This window comes from Janthinobacterium sp. TB1-E2, from assembly GCF_036885605.1.
GTDB classification, from domain to species: Bacteria; Pseudomonadota; Gammaproteobacteria; order Burkholderiales; family Burkholderiaceae_D; genus Janthinobacterium; species Janthinobacterium aestuarii.
In genome coordinates, this window is the sequence record NZ_CP142523.1 from 5,376,610 (window position 1) to 5,393,688 (window position 17,079).

The window sequence follows — 17,079 nt, forward strand, 5'->3', positions numbered from 1 at the left end:
GCGGCGCTTTCGCACCGCCCTGGCATCATCGGGTCCGCACAACGATTACTGGGTCACCGGATTCGGTTTGTTCGCGTCGATGCCGTACTTGGCAATCGCCTGCTCCACCACCGACACGTCGATCTTGCCTTCGTCAGCCAGCGATTTGAGCGCGGCCACGGTGACATAATAACGGTTCACTTCGAAGAACTCGCGCAGCTTGGCGCGGCTGTCCGAGCGGCCAAAGCCATCGGTACCGAGCACTTTATAAGTGCGGCCCTTCGGCATGAAGGCGCGGATCTGTTCTGCAAACGCGCGCATGTAGTCGGTCGTGGCGACGATCGGGCCGTCCGTGTCCTGCATCAGCGACGTCACGTATGGCACGCGCTGCTCTTTCGACGGGTTGACCATGTTCCAGCGTTCCGCATCCTGGCCATCGCGGGCCACCAGGGTCAGCGATGGCGCCGACCACACGTCCGCAGCCACGCCCCAGTCGTTCTGCAACAGCTCGGCGGCGAAGATCGATTCGCGCAGGATGGTGCCGCAACCGATCAGCTGTACGCGCAGCTTGGCGTCAGCCTGGCCTTCCTGCAGCTTGTACATGCCCTTCAGGATGCCTTCTTCCTGGCCTGGCTTGATGCCTGGCTGGGCGTAGTTCTCGTTCATGATCGTGATGTAGTAGAACACATCTTCCTGGTTGGCGATCATGCGGCGCAGGCCGTCCTGGATGATGACGGCGACTTCATGGCTGAAGGTCGGATCGTACGGCATGCAGGTCGGGATGGTCGCGGCAAAGATATGGCTGTGGCCATCTTCGTGCTGCAAGCCTTCGCCGTTCAGCGTCGTACGGCCAGCCGTGCCGCCCATCAGGAAGCCACGGGCGCGCATGTCGGCCGAAGCCCATACCTGGTCGCCGATGCGCTGGAAGCCGAACATCGAGTAGAAGGTGTAGAACGGGATCATAATGCGGTCGTTGGTCGAGTACGACGTCGCCGCGGCGATCCACGAGCTCATGCCGCCCGCTTCGTTGATGCCCTCTTGCAGGATCTGGCCAGCCTTGTCTTCGCGGTAGTACATGACCTGGTCTTTGTCGACCGGCTCGTACAACTGGCCTTTCGGGTTGTAGATGCCGATCTGGCGGAACAGGCCTTCCATGCCGAAGGTACGCGATTCATCGACCAGGATAGGCACGACGCGCTGGCCCAGGTTCGGGTCTTTCAGCAGGGTCGAAATGACGCGCACGAACGCTTGCGTGGTCGAGATTTCGCGGCCTTCAGGCGTCGCTTCCAGCACGTTCTTGAACGCGTCCAGGCCAGGCACCGGCAGGGTTTCTTCCGACTTCTGGCGGCGCTGCGGCAGGTAGCCACCGAGGGCCTTGCGGCGCTCGTGCAGGTAGACCATTTCCGGCGCGTCGTCGGCTGGCTTGAAGAACGGGATGTCGGCCAGCTTGTCGTCAGGGATAGGCAGCGAGAAGCGGTCGCGCATTTCGCGGATGGCTTCGTCGTCGAGTTTTTTCGTCTGGTGTGCCGTGTTGCGCGCTTCGCCGGACTTGCCCATGCCGTAGCCCTTGATGGTTTTCACCAGCAGGACGGTCGGCTGGCCCTTGTGTTCCTGGGCGATCTTGAATGCCGCGTAGATCTTGTGCGGATCGTGACCGCCACGGGTCAGGCGCCAGATGTCGTCGTCCGTCATGTTGGCAACCATTTCCAGCAGCTTCGGATGCTTGCCGAAGAAGTGCTTGCGCACGTAGGCGCCATCTTTCGCCTTGTAGTTCTGGTATTCGCCGTCGACGGTTTCCATCATCACGCGCTGCAGGATGCCTTCCTTGTCTTGTGCCAGCAGGGCGTCCCAGCCCGGGCCCCAGATGACCTTGACGACGTTCCAGCCGGCGCCACGGAATTCGCCTTCCAGTTCCTGGATGATCTTGGTGTTGCCGCGTACCGGGCCGTCCAGGCGCTGCAGGTTGCAGTTGACCACGATGACCAGGTTGTCGAGCATGTCGCGTGCGGCCAGACCGATCGCGCCCAGCGATTCCGGCTCGTCCATCTCGCCGTCGCCGCAGAAGGCCCAGATCTTGCGGTTGTCGGTTTTCGCGATGCCGCGTGCGTGCAGGTATTTCAGGAAGCGCGCCTGGTAGATCGCCATGTGCGGGCCCAGGCCCATCGACACGGTCGGGAACTGCCAGAAGTCAGGCATCAGCTTCGGATGCGGGTACGAGGACAGGCCCTTGCCGTCGACTTCCTTGCGGAAGTTCAGCATTTGCTCTTCCGTCAAGCGGCCTTCGAGGAAGGCGCGCGCGTAGACGCCGGGCGACGAGTGGCCCTGGATGTACAGCAGGTCGCCGCCGTGGTCGGCCGTAGGCGCGTGCCAGAAATGGTTGAAACCGATGCCCAGCATGTTCGCCAGCGAAGCGAACGAGGACAAGTGGCCGCCCAGGTCGCCGTCGGCGCGGTTGGCCTTGACGACCATGGCCATGGCGTTCCAGCGCATCCACGAGCGCAGGCGCTCTTCGTATTCGAGGTTGCCGGGACAGTGGGCTTCTTGCTTGGTGGGGATGGTATTGACGTAGGCGGTGGTGCTGGAGAACGGGATCTGGGCGCCGCGGCGGCGGGCCAGGTCAACCATGCGCTCCATCAGGTAATGCGCGCGTTCCGGACCTTCATTTTCCAGAACGGCTTCGAGCGCGTCCAGCCACTCCTTGGTTTCCTGCATATCCGGGTCGGTGCCGATCTGTGTCGTTACCTGGTTCAGTTGAGCTGACATCTGTTGAGTCTCCTTTGTGAACGCCCCACCCCGATTTTCCGGATCGCTGTCGGACGGTATTTCGCTGATTATTTACTATTAAGTCGGTTTAGTGTGGGGATTCTAACAGCGTATTTACTATTTTTCAAATTACGATATAGCATTTCGTATTGTGAAATTACCCTATGAAATTTATGCTGCACTGCCGCAAATTCTGTCCGGAAATTAGCGTGATCAAAGTGCCAAAAACGAATGTACACCCCGGTCGTCCGCACAGGCATACCGGGCCAAGCGGGCCTGAAAAATGTCGAGGGCAAGGCGCAGCGACGCAGACAGTACGCCAGTACGGCAAGGAGCTGCAACGCCGCCATCGGCATTTTCTCAGGCCCGCGTCTCTGGCCCGCTTTTATGCCGGGCCAAACGAGCCTGAAAAATGTCGAGGGCAAGGCGCAGCGACGCAGACAGTACGCCAGTACGGCAAGGAGCTGCAACGCCGCCATCGGCATTTTCTCAGGCCCGCGTCTCTGGCCCGCTGTTGTCACGCCTTTGCATAGCCAAAACCGCCCCTTTGCACCGGCCGGCTTTATAATCTGTCTTTTCCCTCCCACACAGCCTCCTACCATGCCAGCACAACTGATCGACGGAATCGCCCTCTCCCAAAAACTGCGCAGCGAGATCGCCACGCGCGCCGCCGCCCTCACGGCCAAGGGCACCCAGCCCGGCCTGGCCGTGATCCTCGTCGGCGAAGACCCGGCCAGCCAGGTGTACGTCCGCAACAAGGTCAAGGCATGCGGCGACGTGGGTTTCCACTCGGTGCTGGAAAAATATGAAGCGGACCTGTCCGAAGCTGACTTGCTGGCGCGTATCGCCAGCCTGAACACCGACCCGGCCATCCACGGCATCCTCGTGCAAATGCCCTTGCCCAAGCACATCAACCCGCACAAGGTCATCGAAGCGATCGCCACGACGAAAGACGTGGACGGCTATTCGGTCCTGAGCGCCGGCGAACTGATGACGGGCTTGCCCGGCTTCCGCCCGTGCACGCCGTACGGCTGCATGAAACTGATCGAAAGCACGGGCGTGGACTTGCGCGGCAAGCACGCCGTCGTCATCGGCCGCAGCAACACTGTCGGCAAGCCGATGGCCCTGCTGCTCTTGCAAGCGAACGCTACCGTCACCATCTGCCATAGTGCGACCCCGGACCTGGGCCTGTACACGCGCCAGGCGGACGTGGTCGTGGCCGCCGTCGGTCGCCGCAATACCTTGACGGCCGACATGGTCAAGCCAGGTGCCATCGTCATCGACGTGGGCATGAACCGCGACGATGAAGGCAAGCTGTGCGGCGACGTGGATTTTGCCGGCGTGAAAGAAGTCGCCTCCCACATCACCCCCGTACCGGGTGGCGTGGGTCCGATGACGATCACGATGCTTCTCATGAACACGGTAGAGGCCGCCGAGCGCATTTAAGAATCACCGGGGCGGCATGACCGCCCTTTTATATATGGATGGAACCGACGATGAATACCAACCCCCTGCTTGATTTTTCCGGCCTGCCACGCTTCGACGCGATCACGCACGAGCATGTCACGCCCGCCATCGATACCCTCTTGGAACAGGCGCGCGCCACGGTGGCGCAGCTGGAAGCGCCCATGGAAGAAGTGAGCTGGGAAAACTTCGTCGCGCCCCAGGACCAGATCGCCGAAACCCTGGGCCGCGCCTGGAGCATCGTCAACCACTTGAATAGCGTGGTCGATACGCCTGAACTGCGCGCCGCCTACAATGCCAACCTGCCCAAGGTGACGGAATTCTGGACCGAGCTGGGCCAGAACGAAATCCTCTTCGGCAAATACAAGCAGTTGCAGGCCCGCGCCGATTTCGCCAGCCTGTCGCCGGCGCGCCGCCGCATCGTCGACAATGCCGTGCGCGACTTCCGCCTGGGCGGCGCCGAGTTACCCGAAGACAAGAAAGAGCGCTTTGGCGCCATCCAGGAAGAACACGCGGCCGTCTCGACGCGTTTTTCCGAAAACGTGCTCGACGCCACCAATGACTACAAGTTGCTGGTCGAGAACGAGCTTGACCTGGCCGGCCTGCCCGACGACGTGAAGGCCGCCGCGCGCGCCGCCGCCGAAAAAGCAGGGAAGCAAGGCTACGAATTCTCGCTGCACTTCCCGTCTTATTACCCGATCCTGCAATTTGCCGACAATCGCGCGCTGCGTGAAACCATCTACCGCGCCAACGCCACCAAGGCGTCGGACCAGGGCGACGTCTTCAGCAAAAAAGAGGACTGGGACAATACCCAGAATATCGTCACTCTGTTGCAATTGCGCGACGAAGAGGCAAAACTGCTCGGTTACGCCAATTTCGCCGAAGTGTCGCTCGTCCCTAAAATGGCCACCTCGCCCGCGCAAGTCATCGCTTTCCTGGAACACCTGGCCAAGCGCGCGCGTCCGTTCGCCGAGAAGGACCTGGCAGAACTGAAACAATTCGCCCGCGAAGAATTGGGCATCGCCGAGCTGCAGGCGTGGGACGTGCCTTACGCCTCCGAAAAGCTGCAGGAGCGCCGCTACGCGTTCTCGGCCCAGGAAGTCAAACAGTACTTCCCTGAACACAAGGTGATCGACGGCCTGTTCCGCCAGATCCAGAACCTGTTTGCGGTCGAGATCAAGCCCGATACGGCGCCCGTCTGGCACCCGGACGTGCGTTTTTACCGCATCGAGCGCGACGGCAAGCTGGTCGGCCAGTTCTACCTGGATCTGTATGCGCGCGCCGGTAAAAGCGGCGGCGCCTGGATGGACGACGCGCGCGGCCGCCGCGCCGACGCACAACACGTGCAAACGCCGATCGCCTACCTGACATGCAATTTCACGGAACCGGCCGTGATCGACGGCAAGGCTCAGCCTGCCCTGTTCACGCACGATGAGGTGATCACCCTGTTCCACGAATTCGGCCACGGCCTGCACCATATGCTCACCGTCGTCGACGAACTGGGCGTGTCGGGCATCGCCGGCGTCGAATGGGATGCCGTGGAACTGCCATCGCAATTCATGGAAAACTTCTGCTGGGAATGGGAGGTGCTCGAACACATGACGGCGCATGCCGTCACGGGCGAGCCGCTGCCGCGCGCGCTGTACGACAAGATGCTGGCGGCCAAGAATTTCCAGTCCGGCTTGCAAACCCTGCGCCAGGTGGAGTTCTCCTTGCTCGACATGCATCTGCACTATGACTACGATGCCAGCACGGGCCAGAGCGTGCAGCAACTGATCGACGGCGTGCGCGCCAAGTTTTCGCTGCTCATCCCGCCCCCGTTCAACCGCTTCCAGAATGCCTTTGGGCATATCTTTTCCGGCGGCTACGCGGCCGGCTACTACAGCTACAAGTGGGCCGAGGTACTGTCCGCCGATGCGTATGCGGCGTTTGAAGAAGCCAAGGCGCTGGGACCGGACGCCACCACGGCGGCAGGCAAGCGTTATTTGCAGGAAATCCTGTCCGTCGGCGGATCGCGCCCCGCGCTGGAATCGTTTACCGCCTTCCGCGGCCGCGAGCCGAGCATCGATGCCCTGCTGCGCCATAGCGGCATGGCCGCTTGATCGCCATGAGCCGCGTCGATTTTCACAGCAACGTGCCGGACAAGCTGGCGTATGCCTGCCGTCTGGCGCGCAAGGCCTATATGGCCGGCAACAAGGTCGTCGTGCTGGTGGCCGACAGCGCCCAGCTCGACGCCTTGAACAGCGCCATGTGGACCATTTCCGCCACGGATTTCCTGCCGCACGTGCTGGCCGGCGATCCGCTGGCGGCGCAAACGCCGATCATCCTGACCGATGACGAAGCGGCCGAGCTGCCGCACCACGACATCCTCGTCAACCTGTCGCAGCTGCCGCCCGCCAATTACGCGCAGTTCCAGCGCGTCTTCGAGATCGTTTCCATGGATGAGCAAGATGCGCAGGCGGGCCGCCAGCGCTTCCTGCACTACCGCCAGCAGAACGTACAGCCGACCCACTTCGTGGCAGGGAAGACATGAGCCAGCAGCCATTCGACCAGGGCATCCCCCTGCTGACGGAGGTGCTGCTGGGGCCGGAAGTGGCGGAGGTCGTCGCGCCAGTTGCGGCTCCGCCTGCCGTCGAGGAAGCGCCGGCATTGCCGCCAACGGTGGCGCAGCCCGACTGGGACGCCATCGAACAGCGGCTGACACAGCGCATCCTGCACCAGGTGCAGGGCAAGATCGACCATCTGCTGGAAGAGCGCATCGCCCACGTGCTGCAGACGGCCCTGCAAAACGCCCTGATCGGCATGCGGGGGGCTTTGCGCGAAGACTTGCAGCAGTCGCTGGAACAGATCGTGGCGCATGCCGTCAGTCATGAACTGGGGCATTTGCACCCACCCGCGCAAGCCTGAGCATGCTGCGCAATGTCGGGTTACGCGCTTTGCGCTAACCCGACCTACCCGACCTACCCGACCTACCCTATTCTTCCCTCCAACGCCATTCTTTGGTGCGCTCGCGCCTGCGAAATCGGTGCATCGCGCCTCACTTTGGTGATTGTTGCGACAAAATGTAAAAAGCCCGAAATGCGGCTTTGCGCCGCCTGTTTTTTGTTGTACCTTTCTTCACACGTACCGCCTGTCGAAGCGGTTTTCACGAGACGCCGCCGTATCTTTATCCATTGGAGAATGTTTATGCTGCTCAAGACCAAAGTCCTTCCTCTCGCCCTTGCCCTCGCTTTTGCCGGCCATGCGGGCGCACAGGAAATCATCAAGATAGGCCACGTCGCCCCGGTCTCTGGCGCCAGCTCCCACCTGGGCAAGGATAACGAGAACGCGGCCAAGATGGCCATCGAGGACTTGAACGCCAAAGGCTTCAAGATCGACGGCAAAGCCGTGAAATTCGTGCTGGTACCCGAAGATGACGCAGCCGATCCCAAGCAAGGCACGGCCGTCGCGCAAAAACTGGTCGACGCCAAGGTCAACGGCGTCGTCGGCCACCTGAACTCGGGCACGACGATTCCCGCCTCGCGCATTTACTTCAATGCCGGCATTCCGCAGATTTCACCGGCAGCCACCAACCCGACGTACACCCAGCAGAAATTCAACACGGCCTTCCGCGTCGTCGCCAATGACAACAAGCTGGGGGGAACTTTGGGCGCGTATGCCGTGGGCAAGCTGCAGGCGAAGAAAATCGCCGTCATCGATGACCGCACGGCCTACGGCCAGGGCGTGGCGGAACAGTTCGTCAAGGGTGCCAAGAAGGCGGCACCAGGCGTGCAAATCGTCGGCAAGGAATTTACGAATGCCAACGCGACGGACTTCAATGCCATCCTGACCAGCATCAAGTCGAAAAATCCCGACCTGATCTTCTTTGGCGGCATGGATTCCGTGGGCGGCCCCATGCTGCGCCAGATGAAGGCGCTGGGCATCAAGGCCAAGTTCATGGGTGGCGACGGCCTGTGCACGGAACCGCTGGGTAAGCTGGCCGGCGATGCCGTGGGCGAAGACATGGTCACCTGCGCGGAAGCGGGCGGCGTGACGGGCGCGCAGCAAAAAGGCATGGACGATTTCCGCGCCCGCTACAAGCAAAAGTACAACATGGAAGTGCAACTGTATGCGCCGTACGTCTACGATGCCGTGATGACCATGGCCACCGCCATGGCCGACGCCAAATCGTCGAAACCATCCGTCTACCTGCCGTTCCTGGCCAAGGTGCACTACCAAGGCGTGACGGGACCGATCTCGTTCGATGCCAACGGCGACATCAAGGATGGCGCGCTGACCTTGTTCACGTATCGTGATGGCAAGAAGACAAAAATGGAAGTGGTCAAGTAAGCGGCTGCGTCGCCACGTAAGCCTGCAAGCCTTCGGCCAGCGCGTCGAAGGTGGCGCGGCAGCGCAGGCTGCCGCGCAAGTCTTCATGCATGGTAATCCAGGTTTCCATCGGTAGCGCAAACGCCTGCGGCAACACGCGCCGCAGGGCCGGATCGCGCGCCGCCAGCCCCGCCTGGCACACGCCGATGCCGGCGCCTGCCCGTATCAGGGCCAGTTGTGCCAGGTCGCTGTCACTGCGCCAGGCAAAATTTTCCCGCGTAAATTCGTTGAAAGCCGCGCCCGCGTTGCGCACGAAGGGGCTCGCCTCGTCGTAGCCGATGACGGCATGGCGCGCCAGATCGGCCAGTGCCAGCGGCGTGCCATGCCGGGCCAGGTAGTCCCCGTGCGCGTGCAGGCCCAGTTCGATTTCCCCCACCTTGCGCGCCACCAGTTGCTCCTGGCGGGGCCGCAGCATGCGCACGGCGATGTCCGCTTCCCGGCGCAGCAAATCCTGCACCTTGTTGCTCAATACCAATTCAATGACGAGCTCCGGATGGCGCGCGCGCAAGCTGGCCAGGATGGGCGGCAGCACTTCCACGCCTACCACTTCGCTGGCCGCGATGCGCACGACACCGGCCACGCCCTGCCCCTGGCTGCTGGCGGCGCGCTCCATCAGGGCGGCAGTATGCTCCATGGTTTCCGCATGGGGCCGCAGCGCCAGCGCCACTTCCGTGGGTAGCAAGCCCAGCTGGGAACGCGTGAACAGGGTCGCGCCCAGCGCCTGTTCGAGCGCGGCGATATGCCGGCCGACGGTCGGTTGCGTGATGGCCAGCGCGCGGGCCGCGCCGGACAGGGAGCCATGCTTGAGCACGGCCAGCAGCGAACGGTAGTATTCCCAGGCAATCGAGGTAGTCATACATAAATGTATAGCCTGTGGTCGATGCTCGTCAATTCCCAATTAGCCCTGCGCGGCAGATACTGGCCTCATCAACCACACGGAGGTCAGAATGGACAAAACAGCATTGGTACTGGGCGCCACGGGCGGCATCGGCGGCGAGATGGTGCGCCAGCTATTGGCGGCGGGCTGGCAGGTGCGCGCCTTGACGCGGGGAGCGACGCCATCGCCACGCGGCGACGGCATTGAATGGCTGCGCGGCGATGCGCTGTCGCGCGCGGACGTGCTGGCGGCCGCCAAAGGCTGCGCCGTCATCGTACACGCCGTCAACCCGCCCGGTTACCGCAACTGGGGCCAGCTCGTGCTGCCCATGCTCGACAACACGATTTCAGCGGCGATTGCCGAGGGAGCCACCATTGTGCTGCCGGGCACCGTGTACAACTTCGGCCCCGACGCCTTTCCCGTACTGGCGGAAGACGCGCCGCAGCGCCCGCAGACGCGCAAGGGCGCCATCCGCGTGGAACTGGAAGCGCGGCTGGAATGGGCCGCCACGCAGGGAGCCAAGGTCATCATCGTGCGCGCGGGCGACTTCTTCGGTCCCCGCGCCGGCAATAACTGGTTTTCGCAGGGCCTCGTGAAACCGGGCCAGCGCGTGCGCAGCGTGCTGTATCCGGGCGCGCCCGGCATCGGCCACCAGTGGTCCTACCTGCCCGACGTGGCGCGCACGATGCTGCAATTGCTGGCCATGCGCGCCACCTTGCCCGCGTTCTCCCGCTTTCACATGGCCGGCCACTGGGACCACGACGGCCGGCAAATGACGGGGGCGATTGCGCGCGTGGTGGAACAAACGACGGGAACTGCGCCCGCCATCCGGCGTTTCCCGTGGTGGCTGGTGGCGCTGGCATCGCCGTTCGTGGCAACCATGCGTGAAATGCGCGAGATGCGCTATCTGTGGCAAACGCCCTTGTCCATGGAGAATGCGCGGCTGCTGGCCGTGCTGGGCCGGGAGCCGCATACGCCGCTCGACGAGGCGGTGCGGGCGACATTGGAAGGCATGGGCAATCTGCAAAAGGCAGCGGGCAAAAAAAACGCGCCGGGATTGCCGGCGCGCTAATTGCTAGTACTGCGGCACAGATTATTTCTGTGCCAGTACCCATTTGACCAGGGTGTGGGCTTCAGCATCGCTCACTTGCGGGTTCGCTGGCATCGGGATCGCGCCCCAGGTGCCGGAGCCGCCCTTCATGACTTTCGCCACGAGCTTGTTTTCAGCGTCTTTCTGGCCAGCGTACTTGGCAGCCACGTCCTTGAACGCAGGGCCCACCAGTTTCGTGCTCACCGCATGGCAAGCCATGCAGTTTTTTGCTTTCGCCAGGTCCGGATTGGCCAACGCTGCTTGCGATGCCAGAGCCGACACGGTCAATACACTCACCAACATAAAACGTTTCATTGTCTTTTCTCCAAAGTTACTTCCTGCGGCATTTTACTGTGTTTCCGCAGATGCACTACGAGCCCAGATCAAGCGTTTCAATGTAGTAACGCAGTGTAGTAGCGATTAGGCATTCATATTCTGCCCCATCTGCGCGTCCATGACCATGTTGTTTGTAAGGCGATGTAACGACAAGCGGCCCCGCGCAGTGGATCGGGGCCGCTTGTCTTACCTGCGCAACAGATCAGCGCTTCTTCAGTTGGGACAGGTCGCGCACGGCGCCGCGGTCGGCCGACGTCGTCAGCGCCGCATACGCCTGCAGCGCCTGCGACACGTAGCGGTCGCGGTTGACGGGCAGCCAGGCCGCGTCGCCCTTCGCTTCCATGGCGGCGCGGCGCGCGGCCAGCTCGGCATCCGTCACGCGCAGGTTGATGGTGCGCTCGGGGATGTCGATGTCGATGAAGTCACCCTCTTCCACCAGGCCGATGGCGCCGCCTTCGGCCGCTTCCGGCGAGGCGTGGCCGATCACCAGGCCCGAGGAACCGCCCGAGAAGCGTCCGTCCGTGAACAGCGCGCACGCCTTGCCCAGGCCCTTCGATTTGATGTACGAGGTCGGGTACAGCATTTCCTGCATGCCGGGGCCGCCTTTCGGGCCTTCGTAGCGGATGATGACGACGTCGCCTTCATGCACAGTGTCTTCCAGGATGGCAGCGACGGCCGCGTCCTGGCTTTCGAACACGCGCGCCTTGCCCGAGAATTTCAAGATGCTTTCATCGACGCCGGCCGTCTTGACGATGCAGCCCTTTTCAGCCAGGTTGCCGTACAAGACGGCCAGGCCGCCATCCTGCGAATAGGCGTGGGCCTTGTCGCGGATGCAGCCCGTGCTGCGGTCAGTGTCGACGGCGGCAAAACGCTCCGACTGCGAGAACGCCGTCTGCGTCGGCACGCCGCCCGGCGCGGCGCGGAACAGTTCATGCACGGCAGGATCGTCCGTGCACTTGATGTCGTTTTGCGCGATGGCGTCGGCCAGGGTCGGCGCGTGGATGGTCGGCAGAGTCGTGTTGAGCAGGCCGGCGCGCGCCAGTTCGCCCAGGATGCCCACGATGCCGCCCGCGCGGTGCACGTCTTCGATATGGTATTTGTCCGTCATTGGCGCGACCTTGCACAGGCACGGCACCTTGCGCGAGATGCGGTCGATGTCGGCCATCGTAAATTCCACTTCCGCCTCGTGCGCGGCGGCCAGCAAGTGCAGCACGGTATTCGTCGAGCCGCCCATGGAAACGTCGAGCGCCATCGCGTTTTCAAACGCGGCCTTGGTGGCGATCGAGCGTGGCAGCACGGAATAATCGTCCTGTTCATAATGGCGCTTGGCCAGTTCGACGATCAGGCGGCCCGCGCGCAGGAACAGCTGCTGGCGGTCCGAGTGCGTGGCCAGGATGGTGCCGTTGCCGGGCAGGGCCAGGCCCAGCGCCTCGGTCAAACAGTTCATCGAGTTGGCCGTAAACATGCCGGAGCAGGAACCGCAGGTCGGACAGGCCGAACGTTCGATTTCCGCCACGTCGGCGTCGGACACGGTGCTGTCGCCCGCTTTGATCATGGCGTCGACCAGGTCCAGCTTGATGATCTTCTGCGTGCCGTTGACGACCTTGACGACCTTGCCCGCTTCCATCGGCCCGCCCGAGATGAAGACGACGGGGATATTGATGCGCATGGCGGCCATCAGCATGCCCGGCGTGATCTTGTCGCAGTTCGAGATGCAGACCATGGCGTCGGCGCAGTGGGCGTTGACCATGTATTCGACGGAGTCGGCGATCAGGTCGCGCGACGGCAGTGAATACAGCATGCCGCCGTGGCCCATGGCGATGCCGTCATCGACGGCGATGGTATTGAATTCCTTGGCCACGCCGCCAGCCTTTTCGATTTCGCGCGCCACCATCTGGCCCAGGTCCTTCAGGTGCACGTGGCCGGGCACGAACTGGGTGAACGAGTTGACGACGGCGATGATCGGCTTGTCGAAGTCGCCGTCCTTCATGCCGGTGGCGCGCCACAGGGCGCGGGCGCCAGCCATGTTGCGGCCGTGGGTGGTGGTGCGTGAGCGGTATTGCGGCATGATGGGGACCTTCCGAGAAATGAATAATGCCTGACTGCCCGGATTTTCAACAAAACCCTGCATGCAGTGGGGGTACGCCAGATTGCCTTGCGCGCGCCCCACTGTCAAATATATGATGCACGTGTCTGTGAGTCGTTTTACATATCACAGCAATCAATCCGCATGGAAACACATATGAACCTGGAACTGCGCCAGCTGCGCTACTTTGTCACCGTCGCCGAGGAATTGCACTTCGGCCGCGCCGCCGCGCGCCTGCACATGACGCAGCCGCCTTTGTCGCAAACCATCATGGCGCTGGAAGAACTGCTGGGCGCCCCGCTGTTCGTGCGCACGCGGCGCGAAGTGCAGCTGACGCCGGCCGGCACGGCCCTGCTGCCCGAGGCGCGCCGGCTGCTGGCGCAGGCGCAGGATTTATCCGCGCTGGTGCTGCGGGCCGCGCAGGGCGAGGCGGGACGTCTGAGCCTGGCGTTTGTCTCGTCGGCCGACTACAGCGTGCTGCCGCCCCTGCTGCGCGCTTACCAGGCGGCCTATCCGCAAGTGCAGATCGCCCTGCAGGAAGCCACGTCGGACCTGCAGCTCGATGAATTGCTGGCCGGGCGCACGGATGCGGGCCTGTTGATCCCGCCCCTGCCCGAAAAAGCGAAAGGGGAACTCGATTACCTGCCCGTGCTGGCCGAAGGGCTGGTGCTGGCCGCGCCGTCCGGCCTCGACATATTGAATACGCCGGGACCCGTGCGCCTGCGCGACGTGCCGCCCCTGCCCTTGATCGTTTTCCCGCGCGCCATTTCTCCCGCCCTGCATGACGCGATCCTGGGCGTCTTCCGCGCGGCCGGCATCACGCCGCAGATCGGCCAGGAAGCGATCCAGATGCAGACCATCGTCAGCCTCGTCTCGGCTGGCATGGGCATCGCGCTTGTGCCACAATCGGTATCGAATCTGATGCGCCCGGGCGTAGAATACAGGCCGCTGCAGGACGCCACGCCGCTGGTGGAAACAGGCCTGGCCTGGCGCCGCGACAATCCGTCCGCCGTGCTGCAAGGTTTTTTGGCGCTGCTGCGCAAGCAGATCGGCGCTACCGCCGATTAAAATTAAGTGGCCGCTAAGACAAAAAACGGCCAGCGCCCCCATACTACGCAACCTTGGCTTTAAACAAAGAAAGAAACCCCATGCTGATACACCCGATGCCCGACCCGATAGCCATCCAGATCGGCCCGCTCGCCGTGCACTGGTACGGCCTGATGTATGTGCTGGCCTTTGCCCTGTTCATTATCCTGGGCAGAGTGCGCATCAAGCAGCCGCACATCGCCGTACTGGGCTGGAAGAAGGAAGACCTCGATGACATGCTGTTCTACGGCATGCTGGGCGTGGTGATCGGCGGGCGCCTGGGCGAAGTGCTGTTCTACCGTCCTGAATACTTCATGCACAATCCGCTCGAGATCTTCATGGTCTGGCATGGCGGCATGTCCTTCCATGGCGGCTTCCTCGGCGTCATCGTGGCCATGTATCTGTGGAGCCGCAAGGCAGGCCGCAACCTGTTCGACGTGCTCGACTTCATCGCCCCGCTGGTGCCGCTCGGCTACGCGGCCGGCCGCCTTGGCAACTTCATCAATGCCGAACTGCCGGGCCGCATCGCGCCGGACACCCTGCCGTGGGCCATGCAGTGGCCGGGCATTCCCTATCCCGTGCACCCGTCGCCGATCTACCAGATGCTGGTCGACGGCATTTTAGTGTTCATCATCCTGTGGCTGTTTGCGCGCAAGCAGCGCCCGCGCATGGCCGTGGGCGCCATGTTCACCCTGCTGTACGGCTGCGCGCGCTTCTTCACGGAATACTTCCGCACGCCGGACTGGGAAGTCGTGTGGCTGGGCGTGCCGATCACCTCGGGCCAGATGCTGTCCCTGCCGATGATCGTCGGCGCCATCGCGCTGCTGGTGTGGGCATATAAAAGCCAGGTGATGGGCACGCCGCCCACCAAGGTCCGCCCGGCAAACACGTAAAACCGCTGTTCCCAGGTGGCGCGCCAGGCAGGCGCGCCACTTTCCCTCCCCCGCCTCCCGGCAACATTTCCCTCAACACAATTAAATTTCCTCGCGGAATAGACTTGCTGTTGACATCTCGGCATCATCGTTTTCATGCCGCCACCGGGGAGTGCCTTGCCATGCCGCCTGCCGGACAACAACTGACGTACTCGATTGCGCTGGGCGCCAGCTATGTGCTGGCGCAGCTGGCCTTGACGGCCTGGGCCGGCACGCACGCGCCGTACGTCAGCTATGCGTTCAACATTGTCGCGCCCCTGCTGGCGCTGGCGGCCTGTTGCCGCTGCGCCTACGTCAACGCGGCGGGCGCCGCCAGGACAGGCTGGGCCCTGTTCGCCGTGGCCATGCTGTTCTGGAGCACGGGCATGATATTGTCGGCCTGGCAGGATCTGAGCGGACAAGTGGCATCCGACGCCACGTATTTTTCCGATTTCGCCTATTTCATGTATGGCGCGCCCCTGCTGCTGGCCATCTCGTCAGTGACGCACAACCATCCCTCGCGCACCTTGCAATGGCTCGACGCCGTGCAGGTGCTGCTGGCGGCCTACCTGGCCTATACGGCCATCTTTTCCGTGTCGCCATTCGACCAGCGCTCGATCGCGCCGATTCCCGCCAGCCTGCTGGTGCTGACCTACAACGTGGAAAACCTGGTCCTGGCCTGTTGCGCTTCGCTGCGCCTGCTGGCGCACCGCCGCGATGGCGGGCAAGGCCGCTTTTACCTGCTGCTGACGGTGTTTTTGTGGTGCTATGCGGGCTGCGCGGCCGCGTATAACTATCTGACCCTGCATGGCGTGACGCAAGCATGGAGCGAAGTGCTGCCCAGCCTGCCGTTCCTGCTGCTGGTGCTGCTGGCCACGCGCGTCACGGCGGCGCAGTCGGCAGCCGAAAATACGCAGGCGCAGCAAGCCCTGCAAAAGCTGACCCTGCTGATCGACAATTTCAGTCCCATCTTCTTTACGGCCGCCCTGCTGGGCCTGGGCTTTGCCGTCATGCGCGCGCATTTCTACCTGGCGGCGGCGTCGCTGTTCGTCGCGCTGCTGGTCCACGCGCTGCGCTCGGCCACCCTGCAAAGCCGCTACATGCAAAGCGAACTGGCCTTGCGCGCCGCGCATGACAAACTGGAAAAGCTGTCGCTGACAGATGGCTTGACGGGCATCGCCAACCGGCGCTGCTTCGACCAGACATTGCAGCTGGAGTGGCAGCGCGCGGCGCGCAACCATCAAGGGCTGGCGCTGCTGATCATCGATATCGATTTCTTCAAAAGCCTCAACGATACTTTCGGCCACCCGTATGGCGACGCCTGCCTGGTGCGGATCGCGGCCGCCCTGCACTCGGCGCTGCCGCGCGCCAGCGACCTGGCGGCACGCTTCGGCGGCGAGGAGTTTGCCGCCATCCTGCCCGCCACCGATGGCGACGGCGCGCTGGCCGTGGCGCACAAGATGCAGGAAGCGATCGCCGCGGCCGCCATCGTCCACGCGCCGTCGCGCGGCGGCCTGGTGACGGCCAGCATCGGCCTGGCACTGAGTGACGGCGGCCAGACGCCGGAACAATTGCTGGCCGCCGCCGACCAGGCCCTGTACCGGGCCAAGCAGAATGGCCGCAACCGGGTCGAAAGCTAGCCTTTCAGCTTATTGGTAATCACTTTCCATTGCGCCGGCGTCACGGGCGTGATCGACAGCCGGCTGCCTTTCTTGAGCAGCAGCATGTCTTCCAGTTCCGGCATCTGGCGCATCTCGGACAAGGGCAGCAATGCTGTCTTCTTTACGCCGCGCACGTCGACACTGATCCAGCGCGGCTGCTCCTGTGTGGCCTTCGGGTCGAAATATTTGCCACCCTCTTCAAACTGGCTGTGATCGGGATACGCGCCGCTGGCCACTTCGGCCACGCCCGCCACGCCCGGCTGCGGGCAGCTCGAGTGATAGAACAGCACGCCATCGCCTGGCTGCATGCCATCGCGCATGAAATTGCGCGCCTGGTAGTTGCGCACGCCGAACCACGGCATGGTGTGCTGGGGCGCCGCCATCAGGTCGTCGATGCTCACTTCATCGGGTTCGGATTTCATCAGCCAGTATTGTTTCATGCAGACTCCGTATCAAAG

At 62.9% G+C, this 17,079-nt stretch carries 14 protein-coding genes; 9 read left to right on the top strand and 5 right to left on the bottom strand.

Annotation, left to right across the window (positions count from 1 at the left end; translation table 11 throughout):
* Positions 1-45: 45 nt before the first annotated feature.
* A complete protein-coding gene (gene aceE / locus OPV09_RS24225) occupies positions 46-2,742 on the bottom strand; it encodes a pyruvate dehydrogenase (acetyl-transferring), homodimeric type (RefSeq protein ID WP_101482508.1) in 2,697 nt (898 codons plus the stop codon).
* Between the two features lie 600 nt (positions 2,743-3,342).
* Between aceE and folD the strand changes: the two genes are divergently transcribed.
* From folD to OPV09_RS24250, 5 genes are all read left to right on the top strand, one after another.
* Positions 3,343-4,188 carry a bifunctional methylenetetrahydrofolate dehydrogenase/methenyltetrahydrofolate cyclohydrolase FolD gene (gene folD, locus OPV09_RS24230; RefSeq protein ID WP_034747393.1) on the top strand — a complete coding sequence of 282 codons (846 nt, stop codon included), beginning with the start codon at positions 3,343-3,345 and terminating at the stop codon, positions 4,186-4,188.
* Positions 4,189-4,238: 50 nt separating this feature from the next.
* The gene (locus OPV09_RS24235) at positions 4,239-6,308 is read left to right on the top strand and encodes a M3 family metallopeptidase (protein ID WP_425324009.1); all 2,070 of its coding nucleotides are present in this window, start codon (positions 4,239-4,241) and stop codon (positions 6,306-6,308) included.
* Between the two features lie 5 nt (positions 6,309-6,313).
* Positions 6,314-6,739, top strand: a complete 426-nt coding sequence (locus tag OPV09_RS24240) for a DNA polymerase III subunit chi (protein WP_034747952.1) — start codon at positions 6,314-6,316, stop codon at positions 6,737-6,739.
* Entirely contained in the window at positions 6,736-7,113 is a 378-nt protein-coding gene (locus OPV09_RS24245; protein WP_219327683.1) for a hypothetical protein, read from the top strand. Before OPV09_RS24240 ends, OPV09_RS24245 begins: the two co-directional genes overlap by 4 nt.
* A gap of 279 nt (positions 7,114-7,392) precedes the next feature.
* Positions 7,393-8,535, top strand: coding sequence for a branched-chain amino acid ABC transporter substrate-binding protein (locus OPV09_RS24250; protein ID WP_070301412.1), 1,143 nt, complete (start codon positions 7,393-7,395; stop codon positions 8,533-8,535).
* On the opposite strand, the gene OPV09_RS24255 is transcribed toward OPV09_RS24250, so the two are convergent.
* Positions 8,528-9,430, bottom strand: a complete 903-nt coding sequence (locus tag OPV09_RS24255) for a LysR family transcriptional regulator (protein ID WP_338679567.1) — start codon at positions 9,428-9,430, stop codon at positions 8,528-8,530. The two genes, OPV09_RS24250 and OPV09_RS24255, sit on opposite strands and share 8 nt — an antisense overlap.
* Positions 9,431-9,521: 91 nt before the next feature.
* Here OPV09_RS24255 and OPV09_RS24260 point away from each other — a divergent pair, with 91 nt between their 5' ends.
* Positions 9,522-10,523 (top strand): NAD-dependent epimerase/dehydratase family protein, encoded by a 1,002-nt coding sequence (locus tag OPV09_RS24260; RefSeq protein ID WP_338679568.1) that lies wholly within the window; start codon positions 9,522-9,524, stop codon positions 10,521-10,523.
* A 21-nt stretch (positions 10,524-10,544) separates the two neighbouring features.
* Here OPV09_RS24260 and OPV09_RS24265 read toward each other — a convergent pair whose 3' ends face one another.
* On the bottom strand, positions 10,545-10,856 hold the full coding sequence (locus OPV09_RS24265) for a c-type cytochrome (protein WP_034747381.1): 312 nt from the start codon (positions 10,854-10,856) through the stop codon (positions 10,545-10,547).
* Between the two features lie 223 nt (positions 10,857-11,079).
* A complete protein-coding gene (gene ilvD / locus OPV09_RS24270; protein WP_139091057.1) occupies positions 11,080-12,945 on the bottom strand; it encodes a dihydroxy-acid dehydratase in 1,866 nt (621 codons plus the stop codon).
* A gap of 174 nt (positions 12,946-13,119) precedes the next feature.
* On the opposite strand from ilvD, the gene OPV09_RS24275 reads away from it, so the two are divergent.
* From OPV09_RS24275 to OPV09_RS24285, 3 genes are all read left to right on the top strand, one after another.
* The gene (locus OPV09_RS24275; protein ID WP_338682365.1) at positions 13,120-14,031 is read left to right on the top strand and encodes a LysR family transcriptional regulator; all 912 of its coding nucleotides are present in this window, start codon (positions 13,120-13,122) and stop codon (positions 14,029-14,031) included.
* A gap of 80 nt (positions 14,032-14,111) precedes the next feature.
* Complete coding sequence (lgt, locus tag OPV09_RS24280) at positions 14,112-14,942, top strand: prolipoprotein diacylglyceryl transferase (RefSeq protein ID WP_331776914.1); 831 nt, start codon at positions 14,112-14,114, stop codon at positions 14,940-14,942.
* A gap of 161 nt (positions 14,943-15,103) precedes the next feature.
* A complete protein-coding gene (locus OPV09_RS24285) occupies positions 15,104-16,600 on the top strand; it encodes a GGDEF domain-containing protein (protein ID WP_338679569.1) in 1,497 nt (498 codons plus the stop codon).
* Here OPV09_RS24285 and OPV09_RS24290 read toward each other — a convergent pair.
* Positions 16,597-17,061: an EVE domain-containing protein gene (locus OPV09_RS24290; RefSeq protein WP_219327689.1), complete on the bottom strand. Its 465-nt coding sequence runs from the start codon at positions 17,059-17,061 to the stop codon at positions 16,597-16,599. The two genes, OPV09_RS24285 and OPV09_RS24290, sit on opposite strands and share 4 nt — an antisense overlap.
* Between the last annotated feature and the right edge of the window lie 18 nt (positions 17,062-17,079).

What these genes read in the sequence shown, in the direction of transcription:
- aceE (WP_101482508.1), bottom strand. Translation starts at nt 2,742, where the DNA reads ATGTCAGCTCAACTGAACCAGGTAACGACACAGATCGGCACCGACCCG.
- folD (WP_034747393.1), top strand. Translation starts at nt 3,343, where the DNA reads ATGCCAGCACAACTGATCGACGGAATCGCCCTCTCCCAAAAACTGCGC.
- OPV09_RS24235 (WP_425324009.1), top strand. Translation starts at nt 4,239, where the DNA reads ATGAATACCAACCCCCTGCTTGATTTTTCCGGCCTGCCACGCTTCGAC.
- OPV09_RS24240 (WP_034747952.1), top strand. Translation starts at nt 6,314, where the DNA reads ATGAGCCGCGTCGATTTTCACAGCAACGTGCCGGACAAGCTGGCGTAT.
- OPV09_RS24245 (WP_219327683.1), top strand. Translation starts at nt 6,736, where the DNA reads ATGAGCCAGCAGCCATTCGACCAGGGCATCCCCCTGCTGACGGAGGTG.
- OPV09_RS24250 (WP_070301412.1), top strand. Translation starts at nt 7,393, where the DNA reads ATGCTGCTCAAGACCAAAGTCCTTCCTCTCGCCCTTGCCCTCGCTTTT.
- OPV09_RS24255 (WP_338679567.1), bottom strand. Translation starts at nt 9,430, where the DNA reads ATGACTACCTCGATTGCCTGGGAATACTACCGTTCGCTGCTGGCCGTG.
- OPV09_RS24260 (WP_338679568.1), top strand. Translation starts at nt 9,522, where the DNA reads ATGGACAAAACAGCATTGGTACTGGGCGCCACGGGCGGCATCGGCGGC.
- OPV09_RS24265 (WP_034747381.1), bottom strand. Translation starts at nt 10,856, where the DNA reads ATGAAACGTTTTATGTTGGTGAGTGTATTGACCGTGTCGGCTCTGGCA.
- ilvD (WP_139091057.1), bottom strand. Translation starts at nt 12,945, where the DNA reads ATGCCGCAATACCGCTCACGCACCACCACCCACGGCCGCAACATGGCT.
- OPV09_RS24275 (WP_338682365.1), top strand. Translation starts at nt 13,120, where the DNA reads ATGAACCTGGAACTGCGCCAGCTGCGCTACTTTGTCACCGTCGCCGAG.
- lgt (WP_331776914.1), top strand. Translation starts at nt 14,112, where the DNA reads ATGCTGATACACCCGATGCCCGACCCGATAGCCATCCAGATCGGCCCG.
- OPV09_RS24285 (WP_338679569.1), top strand. Translation starts at nt 15,104, where the DNA reads ATGCCGCCTGCCGGACAACAACTGACGTACTCGATTGCGCTGGGCGCC.
- OPV09_RS24290 (WP_219327689.1), bottom strand. Translation starts at nt 17,061, where the DNA reads ATGAAACAATACTGGCTGATGAAATCCGAACCCGATGAAGTGAGCATC.